Here is a 12,311-nt window from a genome sequence, read left to right as displayed (position 1 = left end):
TTATTGAATAAATTGCTGGTCAATAGTTTCTGGTTTTTTATCATTCAATGTTTCATGTTTAATCCTGAGTTTTAATAACAATTAAAACTCAAAATTCCAACTATCAATATAATACAGTGGACATGAAAAATACAAACATTATTTTCATTGATTCTTCGGTAATTAATTACGAATTATTACTTAAAAATTTAGTATCACAAGTAGAGGTAGCTATCCTCGATCGCTACCAAGATGGGGTAGAACAAATTACCGAAGTACTATCACAGCGCCGTGGAGTTGAAAGTGTACACATCATCTCTCATGGCTCCCCTGGTTGCCTCTACTTAGGTAACACCCAACTTAGCCTCAGCACATTGCAACGCTACGCTCAAGAACTACAAACCTGGTCTTCCCATCTCTGCGTTTCTCCATCTCTATTACTCTATGGCTGTAACGTTGCTGCTGGAGACGCTGGAGAAGAATTCATTGAGAAGTTGCACAAGTTGACAAAAGCTGGCATTGCTGCTTCTGCCAATCTCACAGGGAATGCTGCTTTAGGCGGAGACTGGAATTTGGAAATCAGTCGAGGCGAGGTGACAACTGTTCAGATATTTAAACCAGAAATATTAGAGACTTACAACTTCGTTTTAGCTTCCTTTAATGACAACTTTGCTAACCGTATTGTACTTTCTGGTAACTCAGGCAGTAGTACAGGCAATAATGTAGGAGCCACAAGCGAATCAGGCGAGTTAATTCAATCAGGAGCCACCAACTCAGTCTGGTGGAGTTGGACTGCTGCCGCTTCTGGAAACGTTGTTTTTGATACTATAAATAGCGGCTTTGATACTTACCTTAGTGTTTACACAGGCAATGCTGTTAATAGTTTGAGCCTGGTTGCTGACAATGACGACAGTAATGGAACTAGTGCTAGTAAGGTGAGCTTTACAGTTACTGCTGGAACAACTTATCACATTTCTGTAGATGGCTATCAAAGTAGTACGGGTAATATTACTTTGAATTACTCTTTTACCCCTGGTGCTACCACATCTAATAATGCTCCTACACTAACTGACACTGTTGTTACCCTCAATTCAATTAATGAAGATTCGAGCGCACCTTCCGGAGCAGTGGGCACCTTAGTTTCCTCATTAGTAAGCCTTGGTGCAAACGTCAGCGACTCCAACACTGGGGCAGTAACTGGTATAGCTATTACTGCCGCCAACACCATCAGCGGTTCGTGGTGGTACAGCACTAACAATGGGCAAAACTGGTATAGCTTGGGTACAGTATCAAATAGTAGCGCCCGGTTGTTGGCGGCAGATGCTAACACCCGCGTTTATTTCCGTCCCTCCTCTAACTTCAACGGCATCATCAGCAACGCCATCACCTTTCGTGCTTGGGATGAAACTAGTGGAACAAATGGAAACTTGGCAAACACAAGTACTAATGGCGGCTCCACTGCTTTTAGTAGTACTACTGACACAGCTGCAATTACGATTAATGCTGTCAATGATGCACCTGTAGTTACACCCATTTCTTTCACCATTCCCGATAATGCTAGCAACGGCACAATTATTCGTACATTGACGGCTACGGATGTTGATAGCAACACTACTTTCTCTAACTGGACAATTGCCGGGGGGAACATAGATACAGATGGTGACGGCAATCAAGCTTTCAGTATAAATCCCAATACCGGACAGTTGGCTATCAATGATATTGATGACCTTAATCCCCAAACTAACCCTACTGTAAATCTGCAAGTCAACGTCAGCGATGGTATTGCAACCAGTACAAACGAAAACATTACTATCAAACTCGTACAGAACCCTGGTGACCTCGACCTTAACTTTGGTAATGGTGGTACGGTCACTACCAAATTTGGTTATGGCGGGCCTGCCTATAGTGTTGCAATTCAGCCGGATGGCAAAATCTTGGCAGTGGGTTATGTTTACATGGAAAACAATAACGTCAGTGCCCCTGACTTTGCTCTAGCACGCTATAATCCTGATGGCAGCCTAGATACCAGCTTTGGCAATAGTGGTACAGTTACTACTCATATAGTAGGTACTTCCAGCGATTTTGGTTATCGTGTTACTCTTCAGTCCGACGGGAAGATTATTGTTGGCGGCTATAGTTGGGGGGACAGTACCCAACCTAACCAACCAGATTTTGCTCTCACGCGCTACAACGCTGATGGTAGCTTAGATAGCAGCTTTGGCAATGGTGGTAAAGTTATTACCAACTTTGGTGAAGACTTCGGTCATAACGTCTTGCTTCAGGCGGATGGCAAAATTATTTTAGCGGGGTACATCGGCAATGGTAATCCAGATTATGTTCTATTACGCTACAACACCAATGGCAGCCTAGACACAAGCTTTGGTAATGGTGGCAAGGTAAATGGCACAAACGGCTATGCTGTTGCGATTCAGCTTGATGGTAAGATTGTAGTTGGAGGAAGAGCTTCCAATGGCAATAACAATGATTTTGCCATAACACGCTATAACACCAATGGTAGTCTCGATACGAGCTTTGGCAATAGTGGTAGAGTTCTGGCCGCGATAGGTACTTCTTTTGAGAATATCGAAAGTCTTGCAATTCAGTCAGACGGCAAAATTGTTGTTACTGGATATGTGTGGAATGTATGGAATAGTTCTAATCAAGAAGACTTTGCTATTGCCCGTTTTAATACGGACGGCACTCTAGACTCTAACTTTGGCAATGGTGGTAAAGTTATTGCTCCTCTTAGCGTTAGCACTGGTGACCGTGGTACTAGTTTGTCGATTCAGCCAAATGGCAAAATTGTTGTCGGTGGCTATGTAGAAAGCGATACTCAAAGCCTTAATCGCACTACTGTTCTATTAGCTTACAACCCTGATGGAACTTTAGATACAAGCTTTGGCACAGCTGGTAAGGTTACAACTTCGCTTAAGAGTAAATATGATGAGACTCATGTCCTTGCAACTCAATCAGATGGGAAGATTGTTGTTGTAGGTAATGTCAATGGCTACTTTGCAGTGGCACGTTTCCTCGGTGTTTCTAATGAAGTACCAACTGCGGCTGCGAATACAGCACCTGCGTTATCTGATACTGTTGTTACCCTAAGCGCAGTCAATGAAAATGCAGGCGCACCTTCGGGGGCAGTTGGAACTTTAATATCTTCCATAGTCAGTATAAATAGTAATATTACTGACCCCAATAGTGGCGGTTTAACAGGTATAGCCATTGCTGCCGCTAACACTATTAACGGTACTTGGTGGTACAGCACTAACAGTGGTACAGTCTGGAATCCTTTAGGGCCGGTTTCTGAAAGTAGCGCTCGTTTGCTAGTAGCAGATGCTTATAGCCGCATTTACTTCCAGCCCAATGCTAATTTTAATGGTGATATTGCTAACGCTATTACCTTCCGAGCTTGGGATAGAACTAGTGGTCTCAATGGTAATCTTGCCGACACCACAAGCAACGGTGGTACAACTGCCTTTAGTAACGCCACGGACACCGCCTTGCTCACAGTCAAATCGATTGCTCCTGTTTATCATCAACTCGCACTGAGCGACTTTAGTCAAGACTGGTCAAACACAAGTTTAATTACCACTGATGATGATTGGCTGAACATACCCAGCATCAGAGGATTTCGAGGCGATAGTTTAGTCAGCAGTGTTGGCGTTGACCCACAAACAGTACTTGCTGACGGTTCTGCTACTCCTATTGATGTTAATGCTAATCAGACCAATCCCAGTACCTACACAAATGCTGGTGTGGCGGAGTTTGTCTATGAAAGCAACCCAACTATTGCCCTGCGAGGTTCATCAACAGCTACAGCACCGCACTTGGTATTTTATTTAAACGCTACAGGGCGTCAGAATGTCCAGTTAAATTTCACGCTCAAAGACATTGACACCTCAACACGCAATGCAATTCAACCTCTTGCCGTCCAGTATCGCATTGGTAATACAGGGGATTTCATCAATCTGCCAGCAGGTTTCGTCTCTGATGCTTCCAATAACGGCACAACACCCTATTCCTACGATGCACGAGAAGCACGCTTAAGCGTTTTGTTACCACCGGAAGTTAACAATCAAGCACAAGTGCAAATTCGCTTGATTACAACTGATGCCAATGGGGAAGATGAGTGGATTGGTATTGATAATATCAAGGTTACGAGTACAGCGATTAGCGCTAATCAAGCACCGGTGGCAACAAACGATAGCTATTTGGTATCTGAAAATACCTTATTTAGTACTGCCGCTGCTACTACAGCCCTGATTTTAGATAGCGATCGCGGTAACTATATCGGTCAAAGCGATTATTATAGCTATACTCCGCTCACAGGTAATTTTGGAGCCTCACGCGCCTACTCAACAAACACCAGTAGCAATAACGCGATACGAATTACCTACAGCGAACCTGGAAGTGGCGGCAAGTGGTGGGATCTTTCATTTGCAGCTCCATTTAACGCCCCACTCACAACAGGTACAACATACACAGGTGCAGCGCGTTTCCCATTCCAAGCGACTAATCAGCCTGGTTTAGACGTAAGTGGTGATGGACGCGGATATAACAGTTTGACTGGTGAATTTACTATCAATCAAATTATTTATGGTGTTGATAGCCAAATTGTCAGCTTTGATGCCACATTCCGAGAAAATGGCGATGGCGATCCTATAAACGAAAGCTATCGGGGACGAATACAATACAATGCAACAACTGGGAATCGACTTCCTGGTGTCCTGACAAATGACACCGATAGCGAGAAAACACCTCTAAAAGCAACTTTGGTGTCCGGGACGCAAAATGGGAGCTTAATTTTCAATCCTGATGGTTCTTTTAACTACACGCCTAACACTGGCTTCAAAGGCATTGATACCTTTACTTATCGAGCAGGCGATCGCATTGCTGATTCTAATATTGCCACGGTCACTTTGAAAGTTGGTGTGAGTGATGCTCCAATAATCAGCAGTTGGCCGGGATATGCTGCTAATTATACAGAAAACGCTGCTGCCATTTTGATTACAGAATCTTATGTCAAAGTTACAGACCCAGATTCTGTTAACTTCGACAATGGCAAATTGACTGTTCGCATCAAAAACGGTGTTAGCATTGATGACCGTCTTGCGATCCGTAACGAAGGCACTAACATTACTCAAATTAACCTCAACGGCAACATCATCAAGTACGGTACTCTGCAAATTGGTACTTTCTCTGGAGGTATTGGCACTGAAGATTTGGTAATTGGCTTGAATGCCAATGCAACACCCTTTGCCATCGAAGCTTTAGTGCGGAATATTACTTACGTTAATGTATCTGAAAGCCCCTCAACCACTCCTCGGACTATTGAAGTTGTCCTCACAGATGGTGATGGTGGTATTAGTAGTGCGGTGACTAGAACAATTAATGTTACTGCTGTTAATGATACCCCAACTATTTCTGATTTACCTAGTGTTACTGTCAATGAAGATGCTTCAGTCACAATTCCTGGCATTGCGATTAATGATGTTGACGCCGGAAATTCGCTTCTTAGCGTTATTCTCACAGCAACCAAAGGTACAGTTACAATAAAAAGTGATGTAGTCGGTGGTTTAACCTCAACCAGTATAAACAACAACAGTAGCAGTAATGTCACTCTCACTGGTACTGTTAGTCAAATTAATGCCACCCTCGCTGATATTGCTGGACTGACTTACAAAGGTAACGCCAATATCAATGGTACTGATAGCCTTAGTATTGTTGTGAACGATGGAAATACAGGGGGAAGCACTTCTAAAAAGCTGCTACTTACTATTAACTCAGTGAATGATGCTCCTGCGATTGCCGCAGGCCAAAGTTTTAGCATTAATGAAAGTATTGCCAATGGTACGGTGGTTGGCACCATAGCTGCAACAGATGTGGATGGCAGCACATTTTCTAACTGGACAATTATTAATGGTAACTTGGATAGCGATCGCGATGGTCAGGTTGGCTTTAATATCAACTCCAGCACTGGAGAAATTACTGTCAACGATAGCGACGACCTCGACTTTGAAACTAACCCCACCTTTGAGTTGCAAGTTACTGTTAGCGACGGCATTAGCACTAGCAGCGTAGAAACTGTCACAGTTAGACTTCAAGATGTCAGCGAAAATACTTTATTTGGTACGCGTTCAGCTGATACCCTGACGGGAAGCGTAGCTGATGATATCATCTTCGGCTACGAAGGTGGCGATCGCCTTTATGGAGAAACAGGCAAAGACAACATTTATGGTGGTGCTGGCAATGACTCTCTCTATGGTGGTACGGGTAATGATATCCTTGACGGTGGTGATGCCAATGACTATCTCTACGGTCAGGATGGACACGATCGCCTCATCGGTGGTGCTGGCAATGATTACCTTTATGGTGGTGTAGGTGATGATACCCTCGACGGTGGCATTGGCACTGATTCTCTGAATGAATCAGGTGATGTCAACTTTACTTTGACTAATAACCAACTTTCTGGCTTAGGTAGTGACAGCCTAGCTGGTATTGAAAAAGTAATCCTGACTGGTGGTATTACTGGCAATATTTTAGATGCATCAGCCTTCACTCTTGGTAGCGTCTCTCTCTATGGTGGTGACGGCAACGATACCTTGTTCGGTGGTTCTGGCAATGACACCTTGGATGGAGGTTTAGGAGATGATAGCTTGATTGGTGGAATCGGTAATGACATTTACACTGTAGACAGCATCAGCGACTCTATTCTTGAATCCGTCAATGCAGGCACAGATTTAGTCAAGTCTTCGGTAAGTTGGTTGTTAACAGATAACCTAGAAAACTTGACCCTGACTGGAAGTAGAGCAATTAATGGTATTGGTAACAACCTTAATAACATCATCATAGGAAATACTGCTGCTAACACCTTGAATGGATCTGATGGCAACGATAGTCTAATTGGTGGTGACGGCAATGACACCTTATTCGGCGGTTCTGGTAATGACACCCTGGATGGAGGTGTGGGAATAGATAATCTCAATGGTGGAGTCAGTGATGACATTTACACTGTAGACAACCTAAGCGATACGATTACTGAAGGCCTAGATGCAGGTACAGATTTAGTTAAGTCTTCCGTCAGCTGGGTTTTAGCAGATAACATAGAAAACTTGACCCTAACTGGAAGTGGGGTAATCAATGGTACTGGTAACAGTCTCAATAATATCCTGACTGGAAATACTGGCGCTAACATCTTGAATGGAGTTGATGGCAACGACAGCTTTATTGGTAGTTCAGGCAATGACACCTTGTTCGGCGGTGCAGGCGATGACACTTTGGATGGAGGTGCAGGGACTGACAATCTTAATGGTGGAGTTGGCAATGACATTTACATTGTAGACAACCTGAACGATAGTATTACTGAAGGCTTAGATGCAGCCACTGATTTAGTCAAGTCTTCGGTTAGTTGGGTGTTGGGAAATAACCTGGAAAACTTGACCTTGATTGGAACCGGAGCAATCAATGGTATTGGCAACAGCCAGAATAACATCCTGACTGGAAACACTGGTGTTAACACGTTGAATGGAGTTGATGGTAATGATAGCCTAATTGGTGGTACTGGCAATGACACCTTGTTCGGTGGTGTAGGCGATGATCTACTGAGTGGTGGAACTGGTAAAGATGTATTGACTGGTGGAATTGGTCGAGATAGCTTCTACCTGACTGATACACGCATTGGAGGCTATGATATTATTGCTGATTTTACTGTTGGAGATGATACTATCTTTGTTTCCAAGGCAGAATTTGGACTTAGCCAATCTCAAAATACTTCTCTTGAGGCTAGCTTATTTCGACTTGGTGCTAATGCTGTAACAGCAAGCGATCGCTTCATCTACAATCAAACTACAGGCAACCTATTCTTTGATAAAGATGGACTTGGTGGTACAGCACAAGTTCAAATAGCCCAATTCTCGAATCAGGCAATTATTACTCATGCAAATATTACTGTGATTGCCTAATGAAAACTATATTGTCTACTCTCAGAATGAGGGAGAGGAACAAATCTGTTTTCATAAAAGCGCTATGTGATTGCCGCTTGTGAATACTTAGTGAGAAAATTTACATTAGACCTCTTGCAAAAATATATTTTTGCACTCTTAGGGGAAAGGGTAAATGCCAAACTTAAGCCAAACCTGCCACTTGCCTAGATATCCGTTCCAGTAAGGCTCACCATCAGCAACGCCGATAGCTTTGCTGACTGTGGAGACTAGCTCGCTGTAGAACTGACCGGCACTTTCAATCCCCTGGCATAATTTTAACTTCAAGCCTTTCCACCCCTGAACAGCCTCATCTAAATCCAAAGTAGGTAGAGAGAGATTCTTGAAATAGGATTCTGTATGCAGTGATGGGATTTGCCCCAGCAATTAGCATGAGGATAGCACCGACGATGAGAGCGGAGGCGATGCCTACGGCAGGCTGCGCCAACGCAATTAGCGGTGATAAGATTGGTAACAGGAATTTTATGCGATTAGTTGCGATCGTTAGGTTTGGAGATATGATTTCCTATGCAGTTCATTAACTCCTCAAAGCTGAATCAAATTGAACAATTTATAAATATCATTTTCAGTTTTAAATTTTGTTCTAACTGTTCTGCTGATTTTGAATCGCTGTAATTTCATCAGACGTTAAAGTTACAACCTTTCCTTCTCTGATAATACTAATCGATTGACCAAGTTTACGATGTCGTTCTATTGCTGCTGCAATTGCTGCTTTGACTCCAGCATCAATTTTACAATGTAACTTTTTCATCTCTTCTTCAGTCATTTAATACCTCTAGAATTTGGTTCCAAGTCTCATTTATATAAATAAGAGGCTGTTGATGAATAATGCGTTCAGCAACGAAAGAAATATACAAAATTGCCGCACCGCGATCGCGTTCTGTTAAGATTCGAGACTGGACGGCTATTGTCGCCCCCACATCTAACTCTCTTGTGGGTTGCATAGCGATAACTAAAGCTGGTGTTTGCGCCAGTTCTCGCGCTAACACCACTTTTTGTTGATTTCCTCCCGAAAGCTGACTTACCTTGATATCAATCCCATTCGCCCGAATGTCAAACTCTTGCATTGCAGCTTGGGCACGATTTGCGATCGCTATTTTAAACCCTTCAGCACCACCCGTTGTTGTCGCTGTTGGTGTCGTCGGATTACTACAAGCTTGCAGCAGTAAGCTGGTAGTAAACCCTCCTGAACCCAGCAAGATAAATTCACGCCGACTAAAGTTTGTTGTCATACCTCGCCTTCAGATAGCTATTTGAGTTATTTCAACACTCTCAAGTCGGAGGTGGTGCTTTGGAAACAATTTCTGTAGGATTTTTTAAAATTGCATTTTATGCAGTTTTAGCATTTTCATCAGATGCTTGTTCTGCAACATTTTTCAAGCGGCTCGATCTGATTTTGCGGGTGCGATCGCTATAGCGAACACCACCCGCCATCCCATATTCGCGGCTGTCTTTGCCGTACTTGATCGCAACCACCATCAGCATTTTTTCAGAAAGCTGACTCAAGTTTTTTTCCATCTCTTCAATTTCAGTTTTAGAAGAGTCAACCACAGACAGAGCAGTATTATAAACATCAATTTTGCTGCGTAACTGGTCGATTGACTCAACTAATTTTTCTAGACTATAATCTTCATCAAATTTGACGCTTGGAACAATCGATTTTAGTCCGGCGGATCTTAACTGAGCTTTTTCTAAAACACGGGATGTGCGTTTTTTACGAGACATAAAATTACTCCTTTAAGATGCTCTTAGAGCTAGCTTGCCTCAATTAAACTGCGTTCCGGTTCAGTAAAACTCGCATTTTTTTTACTAAAGTTTTTGATTGATAACAGTAATTTTTCGGTACTTAATTACTAAATGTAGGTATTTATAAGCTCCCATAAGTTCTGTAGCTGTTCCCATAAGTTCTGTAGCTGCTCCCGTAAGTTCTGTAGCTGCTCCCGTAAGTTCTGTAGCTGCTCCCACAAGTTCTGTAGCTGCTCCCACAAGTTCTGTAGCTGCTCCCATAAGTTCTGTAGCTACTCCCATAAGTTCTGTAGCTGCTCCCGTAAGTTCTGTAGCTGCTCCCGTAAGTTCTGTAGCTGCTCCCATAAGTTGGGGAGTGCGTAGGCAAAAATTTTGTAAGCGATCGCTTTATTCTGTAAGAAAGACCGATATAGGCGATCGCAGTCTGTAGAAAGTCATTACTAAACGAGGTTAGAATTTTCAAAATCACTCAAGATTTCTTCTGGTAAAGGATCGTTGAAATCTGGTGCAATAAACACTTTACCTTTATCTAAGCCTGGAATGCGAGGAGAACTGGTATTCGTAAGAGCAACTAAACGTGCAACTGGAATCCCCTGTTCAGCAATCACGACTTCTTCACCGAGCAATACCTGACTCAGAAGTTCGCTAAATTTGGCAGTTGCTTCGGCGACGTTGACAGTAATAGTCATCTGCCTTGGTAATTAATTCCTAATATTCTTTACGATAACACTGGATGAGTGGGCGATGCCTACGGCGGTAAACTACGCAGTTTTTGGAAAAGCGATCGCCTAGTATTATGTAGGAAAGACCAATATAGGCGATGCCTACGGCAGTAAACTACGCAGTTTGTGAGAAATAGTGCGATCGCTTATTGTGGAAGGGCGATTGCCATTATCATACGAAGTTAGAACTTTCAAAATCACTCAAAATTTCTATGGTAGTGTGGACTCGGTTCAGCAAAATAAGAATACTTCATGCGCCGAGACTCGATATTTTACAAACTATTTCAACAATCTCCCACGTTATTATTTGAATTATTGACCAATCCGCCAACAAATGCTAATGCCTATAGATTTGACTCAGTAGCAGTTAAAGAACCCAAATTTGAAATTGACGGCGTATTCCTCCCACCAGAAAATGCAGGTGCAGGAGTAGTGTATTTTTGTGAAGTCCAATTCCAAAAAGATGAACAGCTTTACGAAAGAATATTTGCTGAGTCCTCACTATATTTTTACCGCAACCGTGAGAGATTTAGCGATTGGCAAGTAGTCATAATTTACCCATCTCGCAGTCTGGAACAAAGCCAGATTCATCCCCATCGCTCATTGCTTAATGGCGAACAAGTGCATCGAATATATTTAGATGAATTAGGGGATATTCGTACCTTACCTTTATGGGTAGCGCTGATGGTATTAACGACAATTAACGAAGAACAAGCACCAGAACAAGCCAGATATTTATTAACTAGAACTCGGCAAGAAGTATCATCACCCACAAGTCGCGCCATAATAGAGATGATTACGACGATTATGGTGTACAAGTTTGAGCAATTAAGTAGAAGGGAGGTAGAGTCGATGCTGGGAATCACACTCAAGGAAACGCGAGTTTATCGGGAAATTAAGGAAGAAGGGCGCGAGGAAGCAACAGTGAATCTAGTTATGCGACTGCTAAAAAAGCGATTTGGCGAACTGACTCCAGAAATGCGTTCTGCCATCACTGGTTTACCTTTACCTGTTCTGGAAGACTTGAGTGAAGCATTGTTAGATTTTACCAGTGTGGCTGATTTACAGTCGTGGTTAGCAGAACGATAAGTCCACTCTTCTGTAGGTGCTGCTAAGATAGAAGCGATCGCATTGCTTAACTTTTAGATAGTCGCTTACATCTATAGTTTAACGATGAGCAACTGCAATGCCGAAAAGTAATATCATGAACACCGCCAAACTCAGCACTGATGGCACTCACCAAATCGTTATTTTGCCGGAAGATTGTCAACTCACTGGCACAGAAGTCTATATAAAAAAAATTAGTAACGCTATTGTTCTCATTGCTAAAGATAATCCCTGGCAATCTCTCATCGACAGTCTAGACAATTTCTGTGATGATTTTATGACTAATTGCGATCGCTAACTCATCGACACCAGAGAGAGTTTGTAAATTCGATACCTGCTTGATGGTTGAGTAGCTGTAAAAGGCGATCGCACTTCGCTAAAAACTATAGATCCTGCATCCCCTTATACCAATTGACCAAAATCACGCTACAGATACAAGTTAAATCTGACTCTCTTAAATTACGAATTACGAATTACGAATTACGAATTAAAAATTATTTCCACCATCGCCCCACATCCACAATCGCACGGGCAATTTCTGCCGTTGCTGCTTTACCACTTAATGCAAAGATAACTGGAAACAATGCCTCAATATCTTGCAGCAAATTAGGGCGAGTGCGAAGAGATAGTTCATCAAGTGTATCTTGCCAAAGGGAAAAAAGTTCGGCAGCAGGCATTTGTGACAAACTGTCAGCTAAAGCACTCAAGGCTTCGGCACGAAAATACTCATCCTGAATTGCCCTGGCAGCAGCAA

At 42.7% G+C, this 12,311-nt stretch carries 10 protein-coding genes and 2 pseudogenes; 4 read left to right on the top strand and 8 right to left on the bottom strand.

The genetic code is table 11. The features are described from left to right. Positions 1-122: 122 nt before the first annotated feature. Complete coding sequence (locus RMX89_RS24930) at positions 123-7,943, top strand: DUF4347 domain-containing protein (RefSeq protein ID WP_322690828.1); 7,821 nt, start codon at positions 123-125, stop codon at positions 7,941-7,943. Positions 7,944-8,081: 138 nt separating this feature from the next. On the opposite strand, the gene RMX89_RS24925 is transcribed toward RMX89_RS24930, so the two are convergent. Both RMX89_RS24925 and RMX89_RS24920 read right to left on the bottom strand, forming a co-directional pair. Continuing rightward, on the bottom strand, positions 8,082-8,249 hold the full coding sequence (locus tag RMX89_RS24925; RefSeq protein WP_322675321.1) for a hypothetical protein: 168 nt from the start codon (positions 8,247-8,249) through the stop codon (positions 8,082-8,084). Between the two features lie 28 nt (positions 8,250-8,277). Beyond that, positions 8,278-8,415: pseudogene (locus RMX89_RS24920) on the bottom strand (ABC transporter permease); the annotation flags it as partial. Here RMX89_RS24920 and RMX89_RS24915 point away from each other — a divergent pair. Next, a complete protein-coding gene (locus RMX89_RS24915; RefSeq protein WP_322690827.1) occupies positions 8,354-8,503 on the top strand; it encodes a hypothetical protein in 150 nt (49 codons plus the stop codon). The pseudogene RMX89_RS24920 and the gene RMX89_RS24915 sit on opposite strands and share 62 nt — an antisense overlap. 62 nt (positions 8,504-8,565) lie before the next feature. Here RMX89_RS24915 and RMX89_RS24910 read toward each other — a convergent pair whose 3' ends face one another. The 5 genes and pseudogenes from RMX89_RS24910 to RMX89_RS24890 form a co-directional block, all read right to left on the bottom strand. Beyond that, entirely contained in the window at positions 8,566-8,748 is a 183-nt protein-coding gene (locus tag RMX89_RS24910; RefSeq protein WP_322690826.1) for a hypothetical protein, read from the bottom strand. A 58-nt stretch (positions 8,749-8,806) separates the two neighbouring features. After that, a pseudogene (locus RMX89_RS24905) lies at positions 8,807-9,076 on the bottom strand (ATP-binding cassette domain-containing protein); the annotation flags it as partial. 235 nt (positions 9,077-9,311) lie between these two features. Beyond that, positions 9,312-9,707, bottom strand: a complete 396-nt coding sequence (locus RMX89_RS24900; RefSeq protein WP_322684264.1) for a hypothetical protein — start codon at positions 9,705-9,707, stop codon at positions 9,312-9,314. Between the two features lie 84 nt (positions 9,708-9,791). Beyond that, on the bottom strand, positions 9,792-10,073 hold the full coding sequence (locus RMX89_RS24895) for a hypothetical protein (RefSeq protein ID WP_322690825.1): 282 nt from the start codon (positions 10,071-10,073) through the stop codon (positions 9,792-9,794). A 95-nt stretch (positions 10,074-10,168) separates the two neighbouring features. Further along, a complete protein-coding gene (locus RMX89_RS24890) occupies positions 10,169-10,417 on the bottom strand; it encodes a type II toxin-antitoxin system Phd/YefM family antitoxin (protein ID WP_322690824.1) in 249 nt (82 codons plus the stop codon). A gap of 285 nt (positions 10,418-10,702) precedes the next feature. On the opposite strand from RMX89_RS24890, the gene RMX89_RS24885 reads away from it, so the two are divergent. Beyond that, entirely contained in the window at positions 10,703-11,539 is an 837-nt protein-coding gene (locus RMX89_RS24885) for an Rpn family recombination-promoting nuclease/putative transposase (RefSeq protein WP_322690823.1), read from the top strand. A 115-nt stretch (positions 11,540-11,654) separates the two neighbouring features. Then, positions 11,655-11,855 (top strand): AbrB/MazE/SpoVT family DNA-binding domain-containing protein, encoded by a 201-nt coding sequence (locus RMX89_RS24880; RefSeq protein WP_322690867.1) that lies wholly within the window; start codon positions 11,655-11,657, stop codon positions 11,853-11,855. Between the two features lie 196 nt (positions 11,856-12,051). On the opposite strand, the gene RMX89_RS24875 is transcribed toward RMX89_RS24880, so the two are convergent. Beyond that, positions 12,052-12,311 (bottom strand): hypothetical protein (locus RMX89_RS24875; protein WP_322690822.1); only part of this gene is annotated, 260 nt, incomplete at its 5' end.

The sequence above is a fragment of the Nostoc sp. DedSLP04 genome, assembly GCF_034530775.1.
In the GTDB taxonomy this organism is placed as follows: domain Bacteria; phylum Cyanobacteriota; class Cyanobacteriia; order Cyanobacteriales; family Nostocaceae; genus Nostoc.
Note: the sequence above shows the minus strand (reverse complement) of the source record. Positions and strands in the feature narration are given on the sequence as shown.